This window comes from Providencia sp. SP181 (genome assembly GCF_050446505.1).
Lineage (GTDB): Bacteria > Pseudomonadota > Gammaproteobacteria > Enterobacterales > Enterobacteriaceae > Providencia > Providencia vermicola.
Genome location: NZ_JBBPXM010000004.1, coordinates 93,058 through 118,472, shown reverse-complemented (window position 1 = coordinate 118,472; position 25,415 = coordinate 93,058). Strand labels below are relative to the sequence as shown.

23 protein-coding genes and 1 tRNA gene are annotated in these 25,415 nt (G+C 40.5%); 14 read left to right on the top strand and 10 right to left on the bottom strand.

Translation table 11 applies throughout. From position 1 onward, the window contains the following. The first annotated feature begins 323 nt into the window (after positions 1 to 323). On the top strand, positions 324 to 1,334 hold the full coding sequence (pyrD, locus tag AABS66_RS08465; protein ID WP_206086662.1) for a quinone-dependent dihydroorotate dehydrogenase: 1,011 nt from the start codon (positions 324 to 326) through the stop codon (positions 1,332 to 1,334). Between the two features lie 251 nt (positions 1,335 to 1,585). Next, entirely contained in the window at positions 1,586 to 2,131 is a 546-nt protein-coding gene (locus tag AABS66_RS08460) for a cell division protein ZapC (RefSeq protein ID WP_206086663.1), read from the top strand. A gap of 136 nt (positions 2,132 to 2,267) precedes the next feature. Here the strand turns inward: AABS66_RS08460 and AABS66_RS08455 are convergent, their stop codons facing one another. After that, the gene (locus tag AABS66_RS08455) at positions 2,268 to 3,383 is read right to left on the bottom strand and encodes a YcbX family protein (RefSeq protein ID WP_430224768.1); all 1,116 of its coding nucleotides are present in this window, start codon (positions 3,381 to 3,383) and stop codon (positions 2,268 to 2,270) included. A 98-nt stretch (positions 3,384 to 3,481) separates the two neighbouring features. Here AABS66_RS08455 and rlmKL point away from each other — a divergent pair, with 98 nt between their 5' ends. The 6 genes from rlmKL (at position 3,482) to rmf (ending at position 11,547) form a co-directional block, all read left to right on the top strand. Then, positions 3,482 to 5,590, top strand: coding sequence for a bifunctional 23S rRNA (guanine(2069)-N(7))-methyltransferase RlmK/23S rRNA (guanine(2445)-N(2))-methyltransferase RlmL (gene rlmKL, locus AABS66_RS08450; RefSeq protein WP_430224767.1), 2,109 nt, complete (start codon positions 3,482 to 3,484; stop codon positions 5,588 to 5,590). Positions 5,591 to 5,602: 12 nt separating this feature from the next. After that, a complete protein-coding gene (locus tag AABS66_RS08445; RefSeq protein ID WP_206086666.1) occupies positions 5,603 to 7,510 on the top strand; it encodes an ABC transporter ATP-binding protein in 1,908 nt (635 codons plus the stop codon). Between the two features lie 32 nt (positions 7,511 to 7,542). Beyond that, positions 7,543 to 8,817: a membrane integrity-associated transporter subunit PqiA gene (gene pqiA / locus AABS66_RS08440; RefSeq protein WP_206086667.1), complete on the top strand. Its 1,275-nt coding sequence runs from the start codon at positions 7,543 to 7,545 to the stop codon at positions 8,815 to 8,817. Then, on the top strand, positions 8,814 to 10,463 hold the full coding sequence (gene pqiB / locus AABS66_RS08435; RefSeq protein ID WP_206086668.1) for an intermembrane transport protein PqiB: 1,650 nt from the start codon (positions 8,814 to 8,816) through the stop codon (positions 10,461 to 10,463). Before pqiA ends, pqiB begins: the two co-directional genes overlap by 4 nt. Continuing rightward, on the top strand, positions 10,463 to 11,017 hold the full coding sequence (gene pqiC, locus AABS66_RS08430) for a membrane integrity-associated transporter subunit PqiC (RefSeq protein ID WP_430224766.1): 555 nt from the start codon (positions 10,463 to 10,465) through the stop codon (positions 11,015 to 11,017). The genes pqiB and pqiC overlap by 1 nt, the downstream gene beginning before the upstream one ends. 359 nt (positions 11,018 to 11,376) lie before the next feature. Next, a complete protein-coding gene (gene rmf, locus AABS66_RS08425) occupies positions 11,377 to 11,547 on the top strand; it encodes a ribosome modulation factor (RefSeq protein ID WP_004909639.1) in 171 nt (56 codons plus the stop codon). Between the two features lie 129 nt (positions 11,548 to 11,676). Here rmf and fabA read toward each other — a convergent pair whose 3' ends face one another. The 3 genes from fabA to AABS66_RS08410 form a co-directional block, all read right to left on the bottom strand. Further along, on the bottom strand, positions 11,677 to 12,195 hold the full coding sequence (fabA, locus tag AABS66_RS08420; RefSeq protein WP_206086670.1) for a bifunctional 3-hydroxydecanoyl-ACP dehydratase/trans-2-decenoyl-ACP isomerase: 519 nt from the start codon (positions 12,193 to 12,195) through the stop codon (positions 11,677 to 11,679). A gap of 96 nt (positions 12,196 to 12,291) precedes the next feature. Further along, positions 12,292 to 14,028: a Lon protease family protein gene (locus AABS66_RS08415; protein WP_272573496.1), complete on the bottom strand. Its 1,737-nt coding sequence runs from the start codon at positions 14,026 to 14,028 to the stop codon at positions 12,292 to 12,294. A 206-nt stretch (positions 14,029 to 14,234) separates the two neighbouring features. Beyond that, positions 14,235 to 14,411: a GhoT/OrtT family toxin gene (locus AABS66_RS08410; RefSeq protein WP_206086672.1), complete on the bottom strand. Its 177-nt coding sequence runs from the start codon at positions 14,409 to 14,411 to the stop codon at positions 14,235 to 14,237. Positions 14,412 to 14,584: 173 nt separating this feature from the next. Here AABS66_RS08410 and matP point away from each other — a divergent pair, with 173 nt between their 5' ends. Then, on the top strand, positions 14,585 to 15,055 hold the full coding sequence (matP, locus tag AABS66_RS08405) for a macrodomain Ter protein MatP (RefSeq protein WP_206086673.1): 471 nt from the start codon (positions 14,585 to 14,587) through the stop codon (positions 15,053 to 15,055). Between the two features lie 172 nt (positions 15,056 to 15,227). Here the strand turns inward: matP and ompA are convergent, their stop codons facing one another. Continuing rightward, on the bottom strand, positions 15,228 to 16,289 hold the full coding sequence (gene ompA / locus AABS66_RS08400; RefSeq protein WP_206086674.1) for a porin OmpA: 1,062 nt from the start codon (positions 16,287 to 16,289) through the stop codon (positions 15,228 to 15,230). A 354-nt stretch (positions 16,290 to 16,643) separates the two neighbouring features. After that, entirely contained in the window at positions 16,644 to 17,165 is a 522-nt protein-coding gene (gene sulA, locus AABS66_RS08395; protein WP_206086675.1) for an SOS-induced cell division inhibitor SulA, read from the bottom strand. Positions 17,166 to 17,398: 233 nt separating this feature from the next. On the opposite strand from sulA, the gene AABS66_RS08390 reads away from it, so the two are divergent. Continuing rightward, a complete protein-coding gene (locus AABS66_RS08390; RefSeq protein ID WP_206086676.1) occupies positions 17,399 to 18,013 on the top strand; it encodes a TfoX/Sxy family DNA transformation protein in 615 nt (204 codons plus the stop codon). Positions 18,014 to 18,131: 118 nt separating this feature from the next. Here the strand turns inward: AABS66_RS08390 and yccS are convergent, their stop codons facing one another. Then, positions 18,132 to 20,282: a YccS family putative transporter gene (gene yccS, locus AABS66_RS08385; RefSeq protein ID WP_206086677.1), complete on the bottom strand. Its 2,151-nt coding sequence runs from the start codon at positions 20,280 to 20,282 to the stop codon at positions 18,132 to 18,134. A 122-nt stretch (positions 20,283 to 20,404) separates the two neighbouring features. On the opposite strand from yccS, the gene helD reads away from it, so the two are divergent. Then, a complete protein-coding gene (gene helD, locus AABS66_RS08380; RefSeq protein WP_272573498.1) occupies positions 20,405 to 22,459 on the top strand; it encodes a DNA helicase IV in 2,055 nt (684 codons plus the stop codon). A 47-nt stretch (positions 22,460 to 22,506) separates the two neighbouring features. Here the strand turns inward: helD and AABS66_RS08375 are convergent, their stop codons facing one another. Continuing rightward, positions 22,507 to 22,965, bottom strand: a complete 459-nt coding sequence (locus AABS66_RS08375; protein WP_206086679.1) for a methylglyoxal synthase — start codon at positions 22,963 to 22,965, stop codon at positions 22,507 to 22,509. 113 nt (positions 22,966 to 23,078) lie between these two features. Here AABS66_RS08375 and AABS66_RS08370 point away from each other — a divergent pair, with 113 nt between their 5' ends. After that, positions 23,079 to 23,492: a CoA-binding protein gene (locus AABS66_RS08370; RefSeq protein WP_272538741.1), complete on the top strand. Its 414-nt coding sequence runs from the start codon at positions 23,079 to 23,081 to the stop codon at positions 23,490 to 23,492. Positions 23,493 to 23,567: 75 nt separating this feature from the next. On the opposite strand, the gene hspQ is transcribed toward AABS66_RS08370, so the two are convergent. Further along, complete coding sequence (gene hspQ, locus AABS66_RS08365) at positions 23,568 to 23,888, bottom strand: heat shock protein HspQ (RefSeq protein WP_206086681.1); 321 nt, start codon at positions 23,886 to 23,888, stop codon at positions 23,568 to 23,570. Positions 23,889 to 24,106: 218 nt separating this feature from the next. Between hspQ and AABS66_RS08360 the strand changes: the two genes are divergently transcribed. Beyond that, on the top strand, positions 24,107 to 24,385 hold the full coding sequence (locus AABS66_RS08360) for an acylphosphatase (RefSeq protein ID WP_206086682.1): 279 nt from the start codon (positions 24,107 to 24,109) through the stop codon (positions 24,383 to 24,385). A gap of 7 nt (positions 24,386 to 24,392) precedes the next feature. Here AABS66_RS08360 and tusE read toward each other — a convergent pair whose 3' ends face one another. Continuing rightward, on the bottom strand, positions 24,393 to 24,722 hold the full coding sequence (tusE, locus tag AABS66_RS08355; RefSeq protein WP_225817886.1) for a sulfurtransferase TusE: 330 nt from the start codon (positions 24,720 to 24,722) through the stop codon (positions 24,393 to 24,395). 180 nt (positions 24,723 to 24,902) lie between these two features. Between tusE and AABS66_RS08350 the strand changes: the two genes are divergently transcribed. Further along, positions 24,903 to 24,990 (top strand) — tRNA-Ser (locus AABS66_RS08350). Positions 24,991 to 25,415 lie beyond the last annotated feature (425 nt).

Here is a 25,415-nt window from a genome sequence, read left to right as displayed (position 1 = left end):
ACGGTTAAATATAAGAAAATCCCAGATATTGTCTGGGATTTTCTTTTTCAACGAGTAACCGCATGACGATAGGTCACCTCCAGCTTATGTGAAACCTAATTTGCAGTGATAAATTCAACTAAACGCATTTTTATTGATTTTTTCATGGCACATAAGCGTTCAAATAGGGTAATCTATAGCGCGTTTTATCCGACGAAACATCGTTTGCACTTTAGTGTTCACTAAAGCTTATGTTCATAAAGCTTAATTGCTGGTGGCATTGGGTGCGTGCGACATGATGTCTTTCTTATTGAAACGCACTAGCAGAATATAGGTTATTGGATATGTTATATCACCTTGCCCGCAAGGCACTATTCCAGTTCGACCCCGAAAAAGCGCATGAAATGACTTTTCGCCAGCTTCAACGTTTAAACCATTCCCCTTTTCAATGTCTGATTCGCCAATCTGTTGCTACCAAACCAACCCAATGCATGGGACTCTCGTTTAAAAATCCACTTGGGCTTGCCGCGGGTTTGGATAAAGACGGTGAATGCATTGACGCATTTGGTGCAATGGGGTTTGGGTTTGTTGAAATTGGTACTGTGACGCCACGTCCTCAGTCAGGAAATGATAAGCCAAGGCTTTTTCGCTTAGTTGAGGCGGAAGGGATCATTAACCGCATGGGATTTAATAATAAGGGTGTTGATAACCTTGTTGAGAATGTTAAAAAATCCAATTATGGCGGGATTATTGGCATTAATATTGGCAAAAATAAAGATACCCCTGTTGAGCAAGGTAAAGATGATTACCTTATTTGTATGGATAAGGTATATGCACATGCAGGTTATATTGCCATTAATATCTCGTCACCTAATACACCAGGTTTGCGTTCATTACAATATGGTGAAGCACTCGACGATTTATTAAGTGGAATAAAAGCAAAGCAATTAGAACTGCAATCATTGCACAATAAGTATGTCCCTGTTGCTGTTAAAGTGGCACCTGATTTATCCGAAGAAGAAATTATTCAAGTCACAGATAGCTTAGTCCGACATAATATTGATGGTGTTATCGCAACTAATACCACGCTAGATCGCTCTCTTGTCCAAGGTTTGAATCACTGCAATGAAATGGGTGGATTAAGTGGACGTCCTGTTCAATTAAAAAGCACCCAAGTGATTAAACTTATTTCTCGTGAATTAAATGGCAAACTTCCGATTATTGGTGTGGGTGGAATAGATTCATTAACCGCAGCACGTGAAAAAATGGAAGCAGGTGCTTCATTAATTCAAATTTATTCTGGTTTTATTTATCATGGACCAAAATTAATTAAAGATATTGTCAATCATATCTAGTAAATTGTAAATTTACTTAACAAGGGGGTTTCTTTATGCCCCCTTTTAAACTATATTGCTAATAGTGGCTATTTTTATATCAATTTTATTTCAATTTTCAGCGAATGTGTTATTTGACAATAACATTATCCAGTTGTCTGCAAGGCGAATTATTTAGCGTATAAAAATTAGCTGTAGAGTAAATTTAGGAAAGATCGTATTGATGATCGTTCTTATATATATTTACCGGTAAATCGCTAAAGGATCCGTTTATGAATATTAAACCAGATGATCATTGGCGTTGGTATTTTGATCATGACCATGACAGGGTGATGTTAGATCTCGCCAACGGCATGATATTTCGTTCATGTTTTCCAGCTAAAATGCTGACGGTATTTGCTCGTAATGAAATGCCATTTAGTATTGAGGACGCTGGGGAATTTTATTTATTTGATGAGCAAGCTAAACGATTAAATATTACACAAGAAGAAAGGGCCGAATTAGTGCTTAATAGTCTTGTAGCTTATCGTTTTTTAAAACCGCAAATGCCAAAAAGTTGGTATTTTTCTTCATTCCATGCGATTAATACGCCCAAGCAAGGGCAGATTATTCAAGTGTGCTTAGAAAACAGCCATCATTATTCCACATTTATTATTGCGGAAGCTGGATCTTGTGCAAGTTTGTGTTTATTGGCAGAGCCAGTTTTGGAATTACCTGATCGTGTTTTAAGATTTTGTGATCCAATTAAGATCATGAATGATCGCATGCTTGAATATTCATCTAAAGCCAAACGACAGTTATATGGAAATGTGGTTTGATTGATCATCATAGATCACATCAAAAAACGAATAAATAAAATTATTATTTTCAGTATGATCATTAATTTGGTTGTTGGAATGTTAACACCATCATAAATAAAAATAGATGATGGTGTTAAATATCCAAAATTAAATTTTACTTAAATGCTAATTTTAATGCTGTTTTAGGGATACAACTGCAGGCTAATATATAACCATTCTCCCTAATTGCACTTTGTTTTAATGGCGTCACTTCACCAGACACTAATTTAATTTTACACCGACCACAAATACCCGCTCGACATGAATAGGGTATATTTAAACCGTGAGATTCAAGTTGTTCAAGGATCACATTTTGGTTATCACCTTCATATTCGGTTTCGTCGAAAATTAAGCTGACTTTGCTAACTTGAGATTTAGTATCTTGCGTGGAAAGGTCTTTTTCCCTTTCTTGCATTAAATATTGTTTGGCGGTCTTAGTTTCTAATACGGTTAATGTATCACCAACACGAATGACGCCTGTATTTTGAATTATTACATTTTGCCCAAAATCGACATCACCGTTTTCATCTGAGCGGAAAGTTTGTAATGTCGCTAATGGCTCGCTATTGGGGTGTTTAATGCCTTTTTCTGGGCTTACGGTTGTGAGGATACAGCGACTGCAAGGCCTATCTAAAGTAAAGATGACATCCCCAATTTGAATCGTTTTCCACGTGTCTTCTTCAAACGGTTTTGCGCCAGTAATAATTAAGTTACCCCGAAATTGTTCAAGTTTAATACTGGCAGGGCAGCGGCGTTGTAGTTCTTGAACTGACGCTTCATTTATTAACAGAAAAGGGTAGCCATCAGCAAATGACATCGGCACGTCTTGGTATTCTTTCACGCGACGAGAAAGCAGTGGGCTCAGCCAACGTAACTGAACGGGCTCATCAAAAAAGGTGCTTAACCAGCTGTTTATTGTTTCGGGTGCAATGAGTGCGTGAAAATGATTGCCCCAAACTTCGGTAGGGCTCTGTTTCTCATCAAAGTCCTGATACAATACTGTTGCACTTTCACCATTGGGGGCTCGAAGATGAAGTCCATTATTGAGCATAACAGGTGTAAACAGTAACATTTGCGGGTATTTTCTCGCCGTAATAAATTTACCTTCCAGCGTGGTTATCATAAAATTACGATCAAAAGTCAAACCGCTAGTATCAGCGAAGGCATGAGATAAGCGCACCCCTCTCATGGATTTTACTGGGTGCGTATAAAGGCGCGAAAGCGTGATCATTTTTTAATCCTTATAATTGTGCGCAGCAACTTTATGACAACTGCATAAGATTAGCTATAATGCGCAACAATTTTTCATCGAAATCGGTAATAAATACTATGAATTTTCTGTTTGCCAGCACAGCTCGTGGCCTAGAAGAACTACTGAAAACGGAACTGGAAGCTCTCGGTGCTAGCCAGTGCAAAGTGACCCAAGGGGGCGTCTATTTTCAGGCCGATGAACGGGTCATGTACCAAAGCTTACTGTGGAGTCGGCTGGCATCGCGTATTTTATTGCCATTGAATGATTTTGATGTCTACAGTGACTTAGATTTATACCTTGGTGTACAGGCGATTGACTGGTCTGAAATTTTTTCTGTGAATGATACGTTTGTAGTGCATTTTACAGGGACTAACGAAGAAATTCGTAATAGTCAATATGGCGCCTTAAAAGTGAAAGATGCCATTGTCGACAGCTTTGTTCGCAAGTTAGACCAACGTCCTGATGTTGCACGCCAACAGGCAGATATTCGTATTAATGTGTACCTGAATAAAGAAAAAGCCAGCGTAGCGTTAGATTTAAGTGGCGATTCTCTGCATATTCGCGGTTACCGTGACTTAGCAGGGCAAGCGCCATTAAAAGAAACGTTAGCCGCGGCGATCATTAACCGTTCTGGTTGGCAGCAAGGTACACCATTAGTTGACCCAATGTGTGGTTCGGGGACGTTATTAATCGAAGCCGCGATGATGGCAACAGACAAAGCACCGGGTTTGCATCGTACCCATTGGGGATTTTATGCATGGTCAAAATTTAATGCCGAATTATGGCGCGAGCTAACCACAGAAGCACAAGTGCGTTTTCGCCAAGGCTTAAAAGAGAATACTTCGCGTTTTTATGGCTTTGATATTGATAAGCGTGTGCTGGAAATGGCGCGCGCGAATGCGCGTCGGGCAGGCCTTCAAGATGTCATTACCTTCAATCAAGGTGATGCGGCTGCGTTAGAAAACCCCGTTAAAACAGAAGCAGTCGGCACCATTATCAGTAACCCACCATATGGTGAGCGTTTAGAAAGTGAGCCAGCCTTAATTGCCTTACACAGCCAATTAGGCCGTGTCGTGAAAGCGCGTTTCCCAGGCTGGCGTTTATCGATTTTCAGCGCTTCACCTGAATTATTAAGCTGTTTGCAATTACGTTCAGAGCGCGAATTCAAAGCGAAAAATGGTCCATTAGATTGTGTACAAAAAAATTACCAATTAGCGGCTACGCCTTCTGAAACCGTTGCGGAAATTTCCCCTGATTTTGCGAACCGTTTACGTAAGAATTTGAAAAAATTAACGAAGTGGGCAAAACAGCAGGGTATTGAAAGCTATCGTGTCTACGATGCTGACTTGCCTGAATATAATGTTGCAGTCGATATCTATGGTGACAAAGTGGTGATCCAAGAATATGCACCACCAAAAACTGTTGATGAACGTAAAGCACGTCAGCGTTTATTTGACGTGATCACGGCGACGATGAACGTATTAGAATTAACATCAAATCAATTGGTGTTAAAAACACGTCAGCGCCAAAAAGGCAAACAGCAATACGAAAAACTGGCACAAAAAGACGATTTCTTTTTGGTGCAAGAATACAATGCCAAAATGCTTGTTAACCTAACTGACTACCTTGATACAGGGCTATTTTTAGACCACCGAATCGCACGTCGTATGTTAGGGGAAATGAGCAAAGGTACTGATTTCTTAAACTTATTCTGTTATACAGGTACGGCAACCGTGCATGCAGGTTTGGGGGGCGCGAAAAGCACGACATCAGTCGATATGTCCCGTACTTACCTTGAATGGGCAGAAAAAAACTTACAAGCGAATGGGTTAACGGGGCGTCAACATCGCTTAATTCAAGCTGATTGTTTAGGCTGGCTAGCAAACAGCAATGAACAATTTGATCTGATCTTTATTGATCCACCTACATTCTCAAATTCAAAACGCATGGATGGCACATTTGATGTGCAACGTGACCATGTACAACTGATTACACATTTAAAACGACTATTACGCCGCGACGGAACTGTGATGTTCTCAAACAACAAACGCGGTTTCAAAATGGATATGGAAGCAATCAAAGAGCTAGGACTACAAGCACAAGAAATCACTGCGAAAACGCTTTCTGAAGATTTTGCACGTAATCGTCAAATTCATAACTGCTGGTTAATTCGCCACGCAGAGTAAAGGATAGAATCAATGGCTTTAATTAATTTATCGGGTGCATACCTTTCCTTCAGTGATGCGCCATTACTTGATAATACTGAAATTCATATTGAAGATAACGAGCGTGTTTGCTTGGTTGGTCGAAACGGTGCGGGTAAATCAACCCTGATGCGTGTGCTGACGAAAGAACAACCTTTGGATGATGGCCAACTGGTTTACGAACAGGACTTAGTTGTTGCACGCTTGCAGCAAGATCCTCCGCGTAATGTGGAAGGCACCATTTTTGATTTCGTTGCAGAAGGTGTTGCGGAGCAAGCGCAATACCTGAAGGATTACCACCATATTGCCAAAGTGGTGGAAGAAGATCCTAGTGAGAAAAACTTAAATAAAATGGCTGAATTACAAGAAGTTCTTGATAACCGTAATTTATGGTTATTGGATTCTCGTATCAGCGATGTGCTGAAAAAATTGGGCTTACCTGCGGATGCGGAGCTTTCCTCCCTTTCTGGGGGATGGCTACGTAAAGCGGCGCTGGGGCGTGCGTTAGTGAGCAACCCACGGGTTTTATTCTTAGATGAGCCAACAAACCACTTAGATATCGAAACCATTCTGTGGTTGGAAAACTTCCTTAAAGATTTCCAAGGCAGTATCGTGTTTATTTCCCATGACCGTTCATTTATTCGTAATATGGCAACCCGTATTATCGATTTAGACCGCGGACAGCTAGCCTCATGGCCAGGGACATATGATGATTATTTAGTCAGTAAAGAAGAAGCCTTGCGCGTTGAGGAAATGCAAAATGCAGAGTTCGATAAAAAACTGGCTCAAGAGGAAGCGTGGATCCGCCAAGGTATTAAAGCGCGTCGTACCCGTAACGAAGGGCGTGTTCGTGCCCTGAAAGCACTGCGAGTTGAGCGTTCAGAGCGCCGTGAAGTGATGGGAACAGCGAAAATGCAAGTGGGTGAAGCAGCCCGCTCAGGTAAAATTGTTTTTGAAATGGAAAACGTTAATTATCAAATCGATAATAAAGTTCTAGTAAACGATTTTTCTGCACAGGTGATGCGTGGTGACAAAATTGCATTAGTTGGGCCAAATGGTTGTGGTAAAACCACACTATTGCGCTTAATGCTAGGTGATTTACAAGCAGACAGCGGTCGTGTGCATTGTGGTACAAAACTGGAAGTTGCTTATTTTGACCAACATCGAGCTGCATTAGACCCTGATAAAACTGTCATGGACAACCTAGCGGAAGGCAAACAAGAAGTGATGGTAAATGGCAAGCCACGCCATGTATTAGGCTACTTGCAAGATTTTATGTTCCCACCAAAACGTGCAATGACACCTGTCAGAGCCTTATCAGGTGGTGAGCGTAATCGGTTATTATTAGCTCGATTATTCTTAAAACCAAGTAACTTACTGATCCTTGATGAACCGACCAACGACCTTGATGTCGAAACATTAGAGTTACTTGAGGAGTTAGTGGATGGTTACCAAGGAACTGTCCTCCTAGTGAGCCATGATCGTGAATTTGTTGATAATAGCGTAACAGAATGCTGGATCTTTGAAGGCAATGGCATTATTAACCGTTTTGTGGGTGGCTATTTTGACGCGCAAAAGCAAAGAGCACAAACCGTGAGTTTGAAAGCCGAACAAACGAGTAAAGTAGCTGCGCAAGAAAAAACAGCCAAGCCAAAAGAAGTGGCAAAGCGCCCAAATAAACTCAGTTATAATTTATTACGTGAACTGGAACAACTGCCGGCTAAGCTTGAACAACTGGAAACGGAAATTGAAGCACTGCAAGCTAAAGTTGGTGATGCGGATTTCTTCAATCAACCTCATGATGTTACAGAGCAGACATTAAGCCAGTTAGCAGCAAAAGAAGCGGAACTGGAACACGCGTTTGACCGCTGGCAAGAGCTTGAATTGCTTAAGAACGGATGAGCTAATTAATCGATTAGAGGAGCGAATATTCTTTGTGTACCCATGAGTCTCATGAACATGTACTTTGTCCTCAGTGCGATATGTTGGTTGCGGTTCCTGAATTGGAACAAGGCAGTAAAGCAACCTGTCCACGCTGTGAGACGACATTAGTTTCAAAGTGGCGATATCCGTATAAGCAGCCCGCTGCCTATGCGTTTAGTGCGTTGATTATGTTATTCATTGCGTGCATGTTTCCCTTTGTAAAAATGAGCGCAGCGGGTATTGAAAATGAAATTTCGCTTTTTCAAATCATTGAAATTATCGCCACGACGCGTTATAGCGGTCTGGCGCTATTTTTCTTGTTTTTCTCTTTAGTCATACCTGCTTTTTGTATGGTCACCATTATCCTTTTAGGGCTACAAGTTCATATTCCTAAAGGGATTAAAGTAGTGATCACGCGGATTTTATTCCAAATGAAAGCGTGGTGTATGGCGGAGATTTTCTTAGCGGGTGTTTTAGTCAGTTTCGTCAAATTGATTGCCTACGGTGATATTGGTATTGGGCTAAGTTTTTTGCCTTACTGTATATATTGCATGTTACAGGTGAGAGCATTCCAATGCCTGGATAGGCATTGGTTGTGGAATCGTATTGAAGCTGCACCAAAGCTCATACATCCATTGAAAGTGGGTCAAACAGGTATAAGCCAAAATATACGCTTGTGCTTGGTTTGCACTGCGATTTTACCTGCGGAACAATCTAAATGCTCACGTTGCCATTCCTATGGCAGTGTTCGTAAGCATCAAAGTTTACAATGGACATTGGCGCTGCTTGTGACGTCCATTATGTTATATATTCCTGCAAATGTGCTGCCGATGATGACGACAAACACATTAGGCAGTGACTTAAACTCCACAATTATTGATGGGGTTATTTTGCTGTGGGGGGATGGTTCATACCCCGTTGCTATGGTTATCTTTGTCGCCAGTATTATGGTTCCTACGCTGAAAATGATTGGGATTGCTTGGTTGTGCCTTGATTCAAAAGGGTATGGCAACCGTGATCCTCATCGTATGCATTTTATTTATGAGCTGGTGGAATATGTTGGTCGCTGGTCAATGATTGACGTATTTGTGATTACGATTTTGGCCTCTTTAGTCCAAATGGGGCAGTTAATGAGCATCGTTCCTGCGATGGGGATTATTTTCTTTGGTGTTGTCGTGATTTTAACGATGTTTGCGGCGATGACATTTGACCCTCGATTGACTTGGGATCGTTGTGATGCGAAAAATGCAGTGAATACTGCTGAACAAGAAGGAGCCATAGGGTGACCTCACAAGAAACACCACAGGCCAATGCCAAAGTCAGTAAGCTAAAAAGTTGGTCACCTGTATGGGTGATCCCAATTGTCACAGTTTTACTTGGGGCCTGGATCTTATTTTATCACTTTAGTAACCAAGGCCCAGAAGTGACATTGATCACTTACAATGCGGAAGGAATCGAAGCTGGTAAGACCAAAATTAAAAGCCGCAGTGTCGATATCGGTGTTGTGGAAAGCGTGACGCTAGATGACAATTTTAGCCGTGTCATCATTAAAGCGCGTTTAAATAATGAAATGAAAGAGTTACTTCGTACTGACTCGGCATTTTGGATTGTTAAACCTGCAATTGGTCGCGATGGTGTTACAGGCCTAGGAACGTTACTTTCAGGAGCTTATATTGAGCTTCAGCCTGGTCTTGCAGCAAAAGAACACTTTGAATTCACCTTGTTAGATACACCACCTTTAGCATCTCCTGATGCTAAAGGTATCCGCGTTATTTTAGCCAGTGATAAAGCGGGGCAGCTCAATCCAGGTGACCCTGTCTTATTCCGTGGTTACCGCGTAGGCTCTGTCGAAACCAGTAACTTTGATATGGATAAGCGCGATATGCGTTATCAACTGTTTATTAATGCGCCTTATGACAAACTTATCAGTTCAAACGTGCGTTTCTGGAAAGACAGTGGCATTGCCTTTGATATGTCATCTCAAGGTGTACATGTCGAAATGGGGTCAATTGCCACTTTATTAACCGGCGGTGTAAGTTTTGATGTCCCTGCGGGATGGGTTCCTGGAGCCAGTGTTAAGGAAAATACAGAGTTTGAACTGTTTGATAACCAAAGCAGTATTCAAAATTCACTGTATACCCAGTACCAAGACTTTGTTCTCTTTTTCTCTGATTCTGTACGTGGACTGCAGCCTGGGGCACCTGTTGAATTCCGGGGTATTCGTTTAGGGACTGTTGCACAGGTTCCGTTCTATACCGCGGGTTTAGACCAATCACTGGATAATGACTTTAGAATCCCTGTCCTTATTCATATCGAACCAGAGCGTTTTTCTAAAGATGTAGGCGCGAATTTTAATTTAAAAAATGAATTAAAATTAGCAATGAAAGATGGGTTAAGAGCATCATTGAAATCGGGTAATTTACTGACGGGTGCACTATTTGTTGATTTAGACTTTGTCCCTAATGCTGAGCCATATAAAGGCCCAACGGTGGTTGCTGGGTATAAAATCATTCCAACGACCAGTGGTGGTTTAGCGCAGATTCAGCAAAAAGTGATTGCAGTGCTGGATAAAATCAACAATATGCCAATTGAGCCTATGTTGAACCAAACCACACAAACGTTAGCAGAAGGGCAAAAAGTGGTAAAAGAAGCCAACGCAATGTTAGTTGAGCTGAATAAAGTAATGGCAAGTAAAGAGTTCCAAAATTTACCACATGATTTACAAAAAACGTTGCAAGAAATGAACCGTGCAATGCAAGGCTTTCAACCAGGCTCACCTGCTTATAATAAGATGGTGGATAATATGCAGCGTTTAGACCAAGTCTTGAGAGAAGTTCAGCCACTGTTAAGAACGTTAAACAATAAGAGTAATGCATTAGTCTTTGAAGCCGAACCAACTAAGGATGTACAGCCGAAAGGAGTTAAAAAATAATGAGATATCTGATATCGATATTTGTTTTGTTGTTGGCAGGGTGTAGTAGTACACCAGAAAAAATGTATTACCAGTTGCCAATACACGCTTCTGAAACGCAATCTGTGGCGGTGATGAATAAAGGCCAAGTATGGTTGCAGCGCATTATGTTATCGGATGTATTGACGTCGAACGGCATCACTTATCAAACGACAGATGTAAGCTACACCAATGCAAGTACACACTTATGGGCAAGCCCATTAGAGCAGCAACTAGGGCAGTCAATGGTGAGTGAATTGTCAGCAACGTTACCTGAAAAGCTAGTTTCGTTGCAGCCACTACAAAACTCACCAGATACCTTAGATATTACACTCACGGCTTTTAATGGTCGTTATGATGGTAAGGTGCTCATTCAAGGCTTCTGGACATACTCAAAGGATAAAAATGTGATCCGTCGTAATTTTGATGTCCAACTGGATCAGCAGGAAGATGGTTATCCTGAATTAGTCCGTACGTTGGCAGCAGGTTGGCAGCAAGTTGCCAAAGGGATTGCTGATGAAATTAATAAACACTAATTAATCATCTTTTAATTCGTTTTCTAAGTGCACTTTAGGTATACGTAATGATTACTATTACCTGAGGTGCATTTTTTTGTCATTAGAAATTCTGTTTAAACACGCTTTTAGGATAGGTTTAAAAATAGTCGTTTTTAGTTATTCTAAAATGATGATTATTAAAGAGATATTTATAAATTTCAATAGATTCAAATGGTTGTTATAAATGGGCTATACAAGTCACATTTATGCCAATTATGACAAATATATGAAAATCTTTACTTGATTTTCTGTTCGGTGGGCGCTATTTCTATAGAGTACCTATTAAGAAATAGTAGGTGCTGTTTTCTTTTCCATTTAAATGATGAGGGAAGTAAGGCATGAAAAGACAGAAGCGAGACCGTTTAGAAAGGGCTTTATCAAGAGGTTATCAAGCTGGTTTAGCAGGGCGCTCTAAAGAATTGTGTCCATATCAGGCTGTAGATGCTCGTTCGCACTGGTTAGGTGGTTGGCGTAAAGCGATGGAGGATCGAACCGTAGCCGTTGTTTAATCCCACTATTATCTGAACCTTTAGGTTAAATAACCTGCCTGTCTTTTGGAATTATTTGTGGGTTTTTAAATTAAAGATATCACTCAATTTAAGAACCTCCGCAATTGCGGAGGTTTGCATTTCAGTGACTTAGAAAGCGCTGGTATCTTTGAATAGACCGACTTTTAAGTCTGTTGCGGTATAAATTAATTTACCATCAACGAATACTTCTCCATCAGCTAAGCCCATGATCAGCTTACGGTTAATCACGCGTTTGAAACTGATACGGTAAGTGACTTTTTTCGCTGTTGGCAGAACTTGGCCAGTGAATTTAACTTCACCCACACCTAAAGCACGGCCTTTACCTTCGCCGCCTAACCAGCCGAGGTAAAAACCAACTAACTGCCACATAGCATCAAGACCTAAACAACCAGGCATAACAGGGTCATTAGTAAAATGACAGCCAAAAAACCAAAGTTCAGGATTAATATCAAGCTCAGCTTCGACATAGCCTTTATCAAAGGTGCCACCATCTTCGGTCATTTTGACGATGCGATCCATCATCAACATATTTCCTGATGGCAGTGGAGGGCCATTTTCCCCAAATAACTCGCCTTTTCCAGAAGCAATTAAATCATCTTTAGTGTAGGACTCGCGTTTATCAACCATGTTCTTCAGATAGCCTTTATTATGTGTAGGGGTACAGGATAGCTTACACTTGTACGCTGAACAACTCCGATCTGCTATTTTTTACGCAATCTTTACTTAACTCATCCACTTCAAGAACCAAGGAAGTCTGGCTTTATCAGGGGAATTGGCTTGGTTAATACGTTCTTGAATTAAAGCTAACAAGTGTACGTTATCGCCTTCCACTTGCTGTTCAAAGTAAGGTTGTTTCGTTAATAATGTAATCGCTTGAGCAACATGTTCGACAGGCCAAATATGGAATTGACCCGCTTTTACAGCTTCAACTACTTCTGCTTTGGTGCATAAATGGCGCACGTTAGCCATGGGAATAATCACACCTTGCTCGCCTGTTAAGCCGCGTTTTTCGCAGATATCGAAGAAACCTTCAATTTTCTCGTTGACTCCACCGATTGGTTGGACATAACCAAACTGGTCAACAGCACCTGTCACCGCAATTTGCTGGTCAATAGGCTGTAATGCTAAGGCGCTTATTAACGCGCATAGTTCAGCGAGAGAGGCACTATCACCATCAACCTCACCATATGACTGTTCAAAAACAATTGATGCTGAAAATGGCTGTGGTTGTTCCAGTTTCAGTTCATAGTTTAAGTAAGCTTGCATGATCATCATGCCTTTAGCATGAATATTACCGCCAAGCTCTGCTTTGCGCTCAACATCCGTGAATTCACCATCACCAAGGTGAGCAACACAGGTAATCCGAGATGGCTCGCCAATCGCTTCTGGATGTCCAGGATATTGCAAGACAGATAATCCATTGATTTGGCCAATAACTTCGCCTTCTGTTTTGACGAATATTTGTTCTTGTAAAATATCATCTTGCGTACGCTCAGCCAGAAAACTGTGTCGCCATAAGCGGTTTTCAATTGCTTTGGTAAAGGATTCTTGCGTAAGCTGCCCATTGATTGAGTAATGGGATGCATCTATCAAACTGCGTGTTAACCAAGGGGTATCTAGTGGTAGATTGAATTTATCTTCACAATAACGCGTTGCTTGCTGAATAAAAGGAACCCACCCATCAGCTGCAATATTAGGTAATGAATTTGTTTCTATAATGGATTTGATATAACTCATCCACAGGGACAATTGTTCTTCATCTTCGAAGAACATGATAGGTTCATATTCCCCATAAATAGCGCTATCGAAGATTTCTGGTGCACTATATTCAAGTTCTTCTAATGCGAGCCTATCCCCAACAACCACGACGTTGAGCTCAAGGGGCTGAGGCTCTATAGCAATAGGTAATGGTTGATTTTCAGAGTAGGGTAACCATTCTAATTGGCGTCGGTTAACCATGTTTTTTAGACGGTTCCACATAAGTGGTTGGCTAATTAATGCGTTTGCTGCTATTACAAGCACTCCACCATTAACTTGATGAACTAGGCCCGGGACGAGTTGCAATGATGGAGTAACATAACCCAATAATTGCTCTGGTTCTACCCAATGCCGATAAGCGATAGGTTGCTGAGTTGAAAAACGGCTTTTAATGCCGTCTTTCCACTGGAAAGAATGTTTATCTTCAGATAATTGATAATCCCCATCAATGACTGATGTGTTTTCTAGTAATGAGTTAATTGCATTTGCATAAGTGCAAAGATACTCCTCACTTTCATCAGATTTGATAAACATAAAGCGGGTATGCGCTAATTCCTTAACGAAACGCTGCATTCCATCAAATAACCGAGGTTGAATATCGGAAAATGTTGCGGGATTCAGAGATTCTGAAGAGACTAAATGTGTCTGAAATGACGATAAATTAGGAATTAGGCCTTGCCATGTTAGTTCTTGACTGATCACTATGATTATCTGCTATTAATAGGGTTATAAATAAAATGCCTGCCAGTTAGCTGGGCGCATGTACTTGATTGTGTTTATTCGGTCAATTGACCATTCGTATTGTTTGTTTTATAAACGATTTTCAAGCCAGTAAATTACCCAGTGGGCAAGACTGTTATATTAGCCTTTGATAGGCAATCTTGCAGCAATAATTGTTGAAATATCGATTAGAATAACGAAAACATGAGCACAACAGGGAGTGTCATTGGCCAAGTGAAGCCAATTAATAGAGCACTAAGTAGACGCATAATACAGCTTGGATCTTTCGTGATAAATAGGGTGAATAACATTGCACATAGGCCGCCAACCCCATAGATGACGAGTATGTTTTCAAAAGTTGACATGCATGATGATAAAATTGTTAACAGGTGGATGCGGATTCTACACTATTTAGACAAGGAACGGTTATTTTCTTTGCTGAAAAAATGAATATTTAACTAAATCGAATTTCTGCTTGAGCATTTTGTTTATAATATTGCTAATATAAAGATAGGTTCGGTTTTCTTCAGGAAAAATTATGAAATATCAGCAGCTTGAAAATCTTGAATGTGGCTGGAAATGGGAGTACCTCGTGAATAAAGCACGTGCTGGCGAAGCGATTACCCGTTACATCGAACGAAGCGCAGAAAAAGAAGCGATAGAATTGCTGTTAAAAACGGAAAATAGACCTAGCGAAGTGCTTAAATGGATTTCACTGCATATGAATCCTGATCTTGATAACCGGATGAAGCAAAGCATTCGAGCTAGGCGTAAACGACATTTTAATGCAGAGCACCCGCATACACGAAAAAAATCAATAGATTTGAATTTTTCAGTTTGGCAACGTTTATCTAATTTAGCGGTAAAACGGAATAAAACATTGTCAGAAACGATCATCCAGTTGATCGAAGATGCAGAACATAAAGATAGATATGAAAATCAGATGAGTACATTGAAACAGGATCTCCAAGCAATACTAGGCACTACAAAAAATCGTGGTGATGAATAATGCATTGATGGATGATCGTTAGGTATCTTGACTGGATTAGTAAAAAGTTGGATTAGCTGCTATTAAAATAGATTTTGAATAATCTAAAGCCTCCATAGTTTTAAGTCAAAAAAAAACCCCAATCGCAATTGGGGTTTTGTATTTAGTTCAAAATTCAAACGAGGGCTAAGAATTAAGCGCCTGGTTGAGTAACAACTTCAGTTGTACCTTGAATTTCGATTTCAACGCGACGGTCTGGCGCTAAGCACTCGATCAGAGCAGCACGGCCTTTAACAGCGTCACATTTGTTGCCAGTTACTGGATCTTCTTTACCGCGACCTTCAGCTGCGATTGCAGATGCTGGAACGCCTTTAGATACTAAGTAATCAACAACTGACTGAGCACGTTTTTGTGACAGTGGCAGGTTGTAGTTTTGTGAACCGATACGGTCTGTGAAGCCAACAACCAGTACACGACCTTGAGTTGGGTCGATGCTGCTCAGTTCGTTGTACAGTTCGTTCAGAGCTTGCTGACCTTCTGGTTTCAGAGAAGCTTTGTTGAAGTTAAACAGAACGTCTGAACGCAGTGTGAAACGTTTGTTTTCAACAACTGGAGCTGCTGGCTCAACAACTGGAGCTGGAGCAACTACTGGAGCTTCTTCTTGACCAAAGCGGTAAGCAACACCAACACTCAGCATGCCGTTGTCTGGACGAGTACCGATATTGTCTTTATCACCTAAGTTGCTAACCCATTGGTAGTCTAAACGAGTAGCCCACTCTGGAGTGATTGCGTACTCAAGACCCAATGCGTATACAGGCGCAACGCCAGTATCAGTTTCTTTGTAGTTACGTTGGTTAGCTTTAGCTTCTGTACGGTAAACCATACCACCCAGACGAGTATAAACGTCTAAGTCATCCATGATTGGATAGCTTAATTTAGTGGTTAATGAAACACCCATAGAGGTTAAGTCGCCTTTGTCAGCGCCTTTGTATTTCATTTTACCAAACCAGTCGTAACCTAATTCGAAGCCCATGTACTGGTTGTATTGGTAACCAGCAAATGCACCTGCACCTAAAGTGTCACGCTCAGTAGAACTACCTACTGATGGGCCACCGTTAGGAGTGAATTTAGTGTCTTCGTAATGAGACCAACCTAATTTAGCACCTGTATACCAAGTGTTATCTTTTGGAGCTGCTTGAGCAACTGTTGCAAAAGCGGCTACTGCCACTGCTACTGCGATAGCTGTTTTTTTCATTTTTACGCCTCGTTATCATCCAATATTGGCATGGCCTCAATGAGCCTTATTATTCGCCATTGGTTCAATTTACTTGCTAGGTTTCGCAGACATTATCTACAAAAAATTAATAAAAGTAAAAAATAATGCCGTAAGCTTAACAAGCTAAAGTCTACAACGAACTTAGAAAGATACAAGTAGAGTGAGCAATAAACGTTAAAAAAAGTATTTTTTTAGTGTATAAATCAGAGAGATATGTATATTTCGTATTATGATTGTTTTTTATCTATCTGATTGATCTTCAATGCTTTTCATTTCACTTTAGGGATAAATATTTCTAAAGGTTAAATTTAGTAAGAAAATTCTTAATCTTGGTTAGTGATAGTGAGTTGAATGAATTTTTAGGTTGTTTAGCTGTCCTGATTGCATACTCACCATATTATATGTCTTTTGTGGGCGCATAATAAAGCCGATAGAATGACCTTCTTGTGCTGCGTCTTGTAAGCGAACAAAATCTTGTTCATTTAATTCAGGTAGCCATCCTAAAACAACACTGTAATTACCACTCTTTAATGCTTTTTCCATTGCATCAATGGTGGTTATTGGTGCCATATGATTTAACTGCATAACCTTATGTGTAGGAATACCCGCTTGTTCTAACCAGTGTTTACTAAGTTTTTTGTTTGGGCTTAACCACAGCAACCAACGTGATTGAACACCAAACTGACGCAGCATAGGCAACAAGATGAAATCCATTATAGGATGTTTTTCATCGTAGACAAGTTCACTCACCATACCTTGCTGCATTGAGCCATTGGTTGGCTCCGCAGTTTGGAAAGATTGTGTGTAATTATTAAGAGAATGTTCTGTTGTGTTATTCCAAGAATAGATGCTCATAATTCACCTCGCAACAATGCTGTATGAACATACAGTAACTGTATATCCATCCAATATCAAGACTATTTTTTCAAAGCGCTTCGCAACTTTGGTGTTTTTCTATGCATTCTACTTGGCATTTTTTATTGAAACTCTCAGAATTGGTTATGCGTAATTGCTTGTAATGAAAGAAATAATAAAATTAATTTTCTCAAGGATGAAAGTTAACCAGGCCCAAAAAGGAGTTAAGGTAAATGTTGTTATCAGAAGAAAAAATTTTTTATTTGTACCGTTTATTAAACCAGTTGGGTGAGCTTAAACGCAAAAACCACTTTGGCGGATACTGTTTATTAGTCGATGATGCGATTGTGGGATTATTACTGGATGGGCATTTTTATCTCAGAGGGTGTTTGCTAGCGAGAAGCCACTTTGAGGCCTCGGGGCTTGATAGGCTAGTCTATACTAAAAAAGGTATCCCATTGGAAATGCGTTATTACCAGCTATCAGAGCAAATGTGGTGTGACGAAAAGCGTCTTCTACAACTTATTGAAATTGCTTACCATTCTGCTGTTGAGGAACTGCAACAAAAGCAGGTTACAACGCGTAGAATAAAAGATTTACCGAATATGAATATGTCTGTTGAAAGGGCTTTGGGGAAGATAGGGATCTTGCATGCTGACGATTTACGCATGGTGGGTGCGAAAGCCTGTTTTATGAAGTTAAAACAACATGGAAGGCATAAGCCAAGTATTAAGTTGTTGATTGGTTTAGCCGCCGCGATTGAAGGGTGCCACAGCGCAGTATTACCGAAGACAATTAAGCAAGAGCTAATTGCCTGGTATAATAGTTTTGAATTAACGACAATGTGATAGCGTCATCGTAAAGGTGCTTAATTAAGCCGTTTAATTGACAGCACTGCATAAAACAGAAAATCAAGCGGGTATTAAGAGCTTGTTTTATATTCTAATACCCGCTCATCGGTAATATTTATGATGAACTGATTTGCTGGATCATTTGTTTTATTTCAGGAATAAGCTCAAGTAAAAGCTTTATTTGCTCCATGATTAACAATGTTTTTTCATCATCACTCGATGAAATATTGTCAATACGGTGTAAGAGGCTATCACGCAACTTTTCTGATTTTTCATCAACGATATATGGATCTAGCGTGGTAATTTGTAGAGAAGATTCGACATAACAAATGGCATCATTTAATAAGGTTAAATTCTCTTCATTTTGTATTTTCTCTCGGTGAGCGCCAAGGGCGGAAATATAACTTAGTAAAGTATGATTCAAGCATAATAAACGAAATGCTTGCTCTTGGGTTATTCGATAAGATTTAGGGTCTGATGCCATATTGGAGACAATGGAAGCAAATTCGGCATCATTATTATGTGCCTCACGCCGTGCTACTCGATATTCTAAGCCGTTGTCTTTTCCTTGGTAGTATTGTAATAAAATCGCATCTAAATAGCGGCAATTGCTATCCATGGTTTTTTGTACAACCTGAGGCAGTTGGCGAAATTTCCAATCAGGCCAAATAAAACTCACCGCAAGTAATGCGATAAAGCAGCCAATTAAGGTATCGATAATTCGAGGGAGTGCGACATCGAAGCCCTCACCGAGTAGGTTAAAACAGAATAAAACCAACAAAGTAATAAACAGCGTGGCTTGGGCATATTGGCTGCTTCGGAACATGAAGAACAACAACCCTGAAATCACGATGAGAGTAAGCTGCCCTTCTATTGAAGGGATTAAATTAAGGAGCGGTAAGCCGATAATAATACCCACAATCGTGCCGATGATACGTAGTGCTAAACGTCGTTTAGTGGCGTTGTAGTTAGGTTGGCAGACAAATAAACTGGTGAGTAAAATCCAATAGCCCCTTTCCATATCAAACAATTGAATAATTGCATAACCTGTACAAAGTAAAATTGACATTCGCACCGCATGGCGAAATAAAGAGGATTTTGGCGTTAAATGGTGATTAATGCGTGAAATAATATCGCTAAAACCTGAGAGCGATTCATCAGATAATTGCTCAATTTGTTTATTATTTTGTTGCCATGAGCTTTGTTCAAGGCTCAGCCCTTTCAGTTGAACATCGATACCTTTCAAGTTTTTCAATAAATTATGTAATGCCTTGATTTCATGGAGCGTAGGGGATTGTTCCTTGAGGAGTTGCAAGGAATTTTCAAGGTAAGCAAATGTACGTTCGAAGCGTGGATTGTGTTGGTATGGTTTACGCCATAACACAGATTGAGCAACTTGTTGGCAAGCGCGGGCTTGCATAGTTAATAAACGTTGAAAACGGAATAAAATATCATGATGGCGAAGTGTACGGCTAAGCTGTTGATATTGAATATGGGATGAGCTGGCTCGCTCATGAATATCTTGAGCAACAAAATAATAATGCAGAGTATTGCGCGTCCCTTTTTGCCCTCGGTCGCCTTTTAAGCGGCTAAGTAATGCGCTTTTTGTTTGGTTCATGGTATTAACTAAGCTGCTGTTAACTAGCGCTAAATCATAAACAGATTGCTGATAATCATCTTCAAGGTCGGGGTCAAATAAGCTAGCTTTAGCATCTAAATAAGCAGATAACTGTTGGTAACACTGCGTAATGGCATCTTGCAATGGCCGCACTGGAAATAAAATATGGCCGATTAAGGTTAAAAGGTTATACCAGATTGCCCCTATTAGAAGAAGGGCTGGCTGTTGGTACCATGTATCGAAAATTGGGACGCCTAACATGGTGTAGATTGCAATTAATAATGCACCGAACGCAATGGTGGCATAACGTTGCCCTAATGCACCCAATAAAATAAATCCGCAGGTGGAAAATGCTAATCCAAAAAAGAAAAATAGAGGATAAGGAAATAAAAGTTCAATAGAAACTGAGGCAATAAAAAAACAAAAAAGAGTAATAATTAAATTTTTTATTCTGCCAGTTAGCCTATCATCTAAGTCAGTTAATGCAGCAGCAACGACACCTAATGTAAGCGGAATGGTGATTTTTGGCTCTTGACCTAAGAGCCATGGTAATAAGGTTGCGCCTGTCAGGGCTATAAAGATTCGGATATAATATAGAATATGGCTGTTATAGAGCACACGACGATAACTGGTAAGCAGCGTTAGCACAAAGTACCTCAAAGGTAAGAAAATCCCTATTCCTTATAGGATAGCGTGTTTACTCGGAATAAAAAACCGTTTGGAATCAAGCCAACGTATTTTAGTCATTGATATTCTTAGGTGCAGGACGTATGGAACTGAAATCAACACAGATTGGACAGCGTCTGGCTCAGCATCCCTACAATCGGGTTCGCTTACTCAACGCAGGTATTGAAGTTAGCGGTGAAAATCACCAATATCTTATCCCTTTTAATGAACTTATCGATCTTCGTTGTAAGCGGGGTATTGTCTGGGGGGAGTTAGAGTTTGAAATTGTAAACGAGCAAGTCATTCGTTTGCATGGTACTGAATGGAAACAAACTCAGCGCTTTTTTCATTATTTAAATGAAAAATGGCAGCAATGGAGTGGAGAGATGAGCCAAGTGAGTGCAGAGGTTCTCACTCAGTTGAACAATAAAATTGAGCAAATATCACAGCAAGATGCATGGTTGAGTTTACGCCAATTAACGGTGATTAAAGATAATATTAAACAGCAGTTTTCGTCGCTGCCATTACCCCTTGCCCGAATTTCGCAGTTCGAAAATTGTTCAGTACAGTACCAATTATGCCTACAGTGGCTGAATCATAGCCAACAGTGTCGTAAGCAAATCAATGAGAAATGGTGTGAATCTGTTTTGACTCGTTACCACGATTTCTTTCAGCAAGTGGAATCATCACCGCTCAATCATTCTCAGTCTTTATCCGTTATCAATGGTGAAGATAACGTACTTGTGCTTGCGGGGGCTGGAAGCGGCAAAACGTCTGTATTAGTGGCTCGTGCGGGCTGGTTAGTTCTACGGGGATTAGCAAAGCCAGAGCAAATTTTACTGTTAGCGTTTGGTCGTAAAGCCGCAGATGAAATGAATGAGCGTATTCAATTACGTTTGCAACAAGATGAGATTCAAGCAAAAACTTTTCATGCTTTAGCTCTCCATATTATTCGAGAAGGCAGTAAAAAATCCCCTGTAGTCAGTGAACTAGAAAGCAACACTAAAAAACGCCAAGCGTTACTCTTAAAAGAGTGGCGCGAGCAGTGTTCAAGTAAAAAAGCGCAAGCTAAAGGTTGGCGAGAGTGGCTGAGTGAAGAGCTGATGTGGGATATTCCAGATGGCGAGTTCTGGCAAAACGAAAAGATAACCCAGAGAGTCGTTGCACGTTTAGAACGCTGGCTAAGTTTGATGCGAATGCATGGTGGTAGCCAAAAAGAGATGGTGGATAATGCCCCTGAAGGGATACGAGAGTTATTTCATAAGCGTATTAAATTGATGGCTCCGTTACTCAAAGCATGGAAGAACGCGCTAAAAGAAGAGGGGGCGGTTGATTTTTCTGGGCTGATCCATCAAGCGGTTAATATCCTCGAAAAAGGGCGATTTATTAGTCCATGGAAACATATTTTAGTCGATGAATTTCAAGATATTTCACCGTTAAGGGCTAAGCTTTTGCAAGCGTTACGCCAACAAAATAAGCAAACAACCTTGTTTGCGGTAGGTGATGATTGGCAAGCTATCTATCGCTTTAGTGGTGCTGAGCTGGATTTGACAACATCTTTTGAACATAACTTTGGTGAAGGGGAGCTTTGTGCTCTGAACACCACTTATCGGTTTAATGAGCGTATTGGTGACATTGCTAACCAGTTTATTTTACAGAATCCTATCCAGCTAGATAAGCCTTTGAACAGCTTGGTTAAAGGTAATAAAAAATCTGTCGTCCTTTTGTATGAAGAGGCGTTAGAGCGCTTGTTAGATAAAATGAGCGGGTATGTGCTTGATGATGAAATCATATTGGTTTTAGCGCGTTATCATTATTTAAAACCAGAGATCCTAAATAAAGCGCAAACACGTTGGCCGAAGTTGAATATCCAATTTATGACGATCCATGCATCAAAAGGGCAACAAGCTGATCATGTTATTATTTGTGGGCTCAATGGTGGAAAAGATGGGTTTCCTGCACCAGCAAGAGAGTCAATTATTGAAGAAGCATTATTGCCACAACCTGAATCATTTGAAAATGCAGAAGAACGGCGCTTACTGTATGTTGCAATAACACGTGCAAAACAGCAAGTTTGGCTACTCTATAACCCTGAAAACCCATCGGAGTTTGTTGAGGAGCTCAGGCAATTAGGTGTACCAAGACAGAAAAAGCCGTAATGATATTGCCCTGTGTTGAAAGTGTTTGGCACAGGGCAATCGATGTATTAGCCTGTGCGTTTGGTTAGGTAACTTTGATAATCAGGGATGACAATATCGATTGCCTCATCAAAAAATGGTGAGGTGATGAGAAAATCTGCGGTTGCAGGATTAGTGGCAACAGGAATGTTCCACACGGTTGCTAAGCGCAGTAAGGCTTTGACATCAGGGTCATGGGGTACAGCATTGAGTGGATCCCAAAAGAAAATCAAAAGGTCGATTTTTTGTTCTGCAATCATGGCACCAATTTGTTGGTCTCCCCCCATTGGGCCACTTAGCATACTCGTGACTGGCAAGCCTGTGTGCTGGTTAATCAAATTACCTGTTGTTCCCGTCGCATACAGTTTATGAGCTTGCAGGCGCTGTGTATTTTTCGTAGACCAAGACAGCAAAGACGACTTACAGTGGTCATGGGCAACTAAAGCAATATTTTTTGAGGCACCTATAATACGGGTTGTTGATTCCATGGTTTTCCCTTAAGTCAGATGGACTTTAAATATCGTTAAAATTGATTGGGCAAAGATGTACCAGATATATCATAATGCTAGTGAATAGTTTACTGGTTTTGGGAGATATTTTGATGAAAGATCAAGAAATTGCTGAAATTTTAAAAAGCGTGAAGACCATAGCATTAGTCGGTGCGAGCGAAAAAGTTAATAGACCCAGTTATGAAGTCATGGAATACCTATTACATCAAGGCTATCACGTCATTCCTGTCAGCCCAAAATTAGCAGGGCAAACGTTGTTAGGCCAGTTGGTATATGAAAAGCTAAGTGACATAAATGAGCCAATAGATATGGTGGATGTATTTCGTAATGCAGAAGCTGCTGTCGGTATCGCGCAAGAAGCCGTTGCTGCTAAGGCAAATGTTTTGTGGCTACAAAAAGGCGTGATTAGCGAAGAGGCACAAAAAATTGCATTAGAAGCGGGAGTGAAGTTTGTGATGGACAGATGCCCAAAACAAGACATTCCAGCTTTAGGACTTGAGAAATAATGATTTTACTTAACAGTTAAAAAGTAAAGCAGCTAAGTGCTGCTTTACGGTTGCGTTCATTAATGAGAAGAAAAATTAGTTACGCAGACGCGGTGCCTGCAACTGAGACCTTATTGACTCTGCAAGTTCATCCATCGAAGGTTGTTCAGGATGGTCATCTGCAGATTCATAAGTAATTTGTGCTTCAGCCAAATAAGTATGAACAGCATCCCCATTGTCATCTTCCATAACAACATGATACCAAGGCAGATCGCGTAGCGTACTGTTTGAGGCAATATCATCATCATGTGGTTGTTCGAGCGAATATTCAGCGTCCACATCAACAACGACCCCTAAATAGCCGAGAAGTTTGTGTCTGACTTGTTGCCCGATTCCATATTTACTGGTGATCATCATAGCGACCTCCTAATAGCCTTGCTTGTACTTCAATCTATATGTGGGCAGTGTTGCGCGTTTTCAAGTTAACGTATGGACAATTAGCAATAACGCAATACACTGTCTCTATATGCAACGTTGAGAAAGCAGTGCCTCACTAGCAGATTATCTGTTCAACGGGTAAAAAACAACAGCTAAAAAAGAGAACCACACTATTATGCTCTAAAAAGGAGGCGAACATGACAACATCAGGCCGTTACTTTTATATTTATGGGCGAGTTCAAGGGGTTGGCTTTCGTTATCAAACCTATCATTGGGCCAATCAAAATGGGCTTAAAGGTTTTGTGAGCAACCGTGAAGACGGCAGTGTAAAACTTGCGATTTATGGCTCAGAGCAAGATATTGAATTTGTCGATGACTGGTTGAAAGCGGGTGGACCACCAGGGGCTAAAATTGATCATTTTTTTAGTGAAAGCTGGCAAACGGCGCCAATAGCGGATTTTAATGTCCGCTATTAGTAAGAAATCAAATGCATTTCACAGGCTTAGGCAAGCCAGCAAGTTTAGTCGCTTGTTTGGCTGGCCCTTTTGGAAAGAGCCGGTATAGATAGCGGCTATTGCCTTTTTCTTCCCCAAATTGTTGCGAAACGGCTTTGACTAACATGCGGATCGCTGGGGATGTATTAAATTCTAAGTAGAAGTTACGCACAAAACGAATGATTTCTAAGTGCTCATGAGTCAGTTCAATGCCTTCTTCTTGCGCAAGTAAAGGGATGAGTTCCTCTGACCATTGTTGGCTATCGAGCAAATAACCTTGAGAGTCCGTTTCAATTTCTTGATTGTTAAACAGCAACATACTTTATTAATCCCAAAAAAACAGAGTACAAATTTAGCAAAAATGAGCCCATAACCCAAGCGAACGAATTAAAATGTTGATATTTTCACCCAACAGACTGAAATGCGTATATTTTTAAGGCGAACGAACAAGTTAGGGGTTTACATCCACGAAGAGGATGTTTATAGTGCACGTCATTGCGGAGGGGTGGCCGAGCGGCTGAAGGCAGCGGTCTTGAAAACCGCCGATGGGAAACCATCCGAGAGTTCGAATCTCTCCTCCTCCGCCATCTTCACTTCTAGTAACGTCTTACAATCCCAAGTAAATCAAGCATTCTAGCGAAATCTCACTCTACCGAAGTCTACTAACCTCGTTCTAAATCTCTATAATTTATTGCATAGTTTTTTTGTATAGAAATTTCCTCTGCAATTTCCCTATACAATATTGGTGATTTATGAAGCTAACAGACATGGCAATCAAGCGTGCCAAGCCAAAATAAAATGCATACACGCTGGCGGATGGTAACGGACTATCTTTAAATACACTTAGCCCACCAACAATAGTAAATAAACAGCCAATAAAAAGGCTGGTTTTTTGTCCTCTGCGCATTAATTCCATACTGAAAACAAACATATTCCATAACTATGAATGGAGTCATCTTAAAAGGATTGTCGTAATTGAGTGGTAGATGTGAGCTATATTTCATATAAAATA

Coding starts and splice junctions, on each gene's coding strand:
- rmf (WP_004909639.1), top strand. CDS start 11,377: ATGAAAAGACAGAAGCGAGACCGTTTAGAAAGGGCTTTATCAAGAGGT.
- AABS66_RS08455 (WP_430224768.1), bottom strand. CDS start 3,383: ATGATCACGCTTTCGCGCCTTTATACGCACCCAGTAAAATCCATGAGA.
- AABS66_RS08460 (WP_206086663.1), top strand. CDS start 1,586: ATGAATATTAAACCAGATGATCATTGGCGTTGGTATTTTGATCATGAC.
- matP (WP_206086673.1), top strand. CDS start 14,585: ATGAAATATCAGCAGCTTGAAAATCTTGAATGTGGCTGGAAATGGGAG.
- sulA (WP_206086675.1), bottom strand. CDS start 17,165: ATGAGCATCTATTCTTGGAATAACACAACAGAACATTCTCTTAATAAT.
- AABS66_RS08410 (WP_206086672.1), bottom strand. CDS start 14,411: ATGTCAACTTTTGAAAACATACTCGTCATCTATGGGGTTGGCGGCCTA.
- hspQ (WP_206086681.1), bottom strand. CDS start 23,888: ATGATGATCACCAGTAAATATGGAATCGGGCAACAAGTCAGACACAAA.
- pqiC (WP_430224766.1), top strand. CDS start 10,463: ATGAGATATCTGATATCGATATTTGTTTTGTTGTTGGCAGGGTGTAGT.
- AABS66_RS08360 (WP_206086682.1), top strand. CDS start 24,107: ATGACAACATCAGGCCGTTACTTTTATATTTATGGGCGAGTTCAAGGG.
- helD (WP_272573498.1), top strand. CDS start 20,405: ATGGAACTGAAATCAACACAGATTGGACAGCGTCTGGCTCAGCATCCC.
- AABS66_RS08445 (WP_206086666.1), top strand. CDS start 5,603: ATGGCTTTAATTAATTTATCGGGTGCATACCTTTCCTTCAGTGATGCG.
- AABS66_RS08375 (WP_206086679.1), bottom strand. CDS start 22,965: ATGGAATCAACAACCCGTATTATAGGTGCCTCAAAAAATATTGCTTTA.
- fabA (WP_206086670.1), bottom strand. CDS start 12,195: ATGGTTGATAAACGCGAGTCCTACACTAAAGATGATTTAATTGCTTCT.
- pyrD (WP_206086662.1), top strand. CDS start 324: ATGTTATATCACCTTGCCCGCAAGGCACTATTCCAGTTCGACCCCGAA.
- AABS66_RS08390 (WP_206086676.1), top strand. CDS start 17,399: ATGTTGTTATCAGAAGAAAAAATTTTTTATTTGTACCGTTTATTAAAC.
- AABS66_RS08370 (WP_272538741.1), top strand. CDS start 23,079: ATGAAAGATCAAGAAATTGCTGAAATTTTAAAAAGCGTGAAGACCATA.
- ompA (WP_206086674.1), bottom strand. CDS start 16,289: ATGAAAAAAACAGCTATCGCAGTAGCAGTGGCAGTAGCCGCTTTTGCA.
- tusE (WP_225817886.1), bottom strand. CDS start 24,722: ATGTTGCTGTTTAACAATCAAGAAATTGAAACGGACTCTCAAGGTTAT.
- rlmKL (WP_430224767.1), top strand. CDS start 3,482: ATGAATTTTCTGTTTGCCAGCACAGCTCGTGGCCTAGAAGAACTACTG.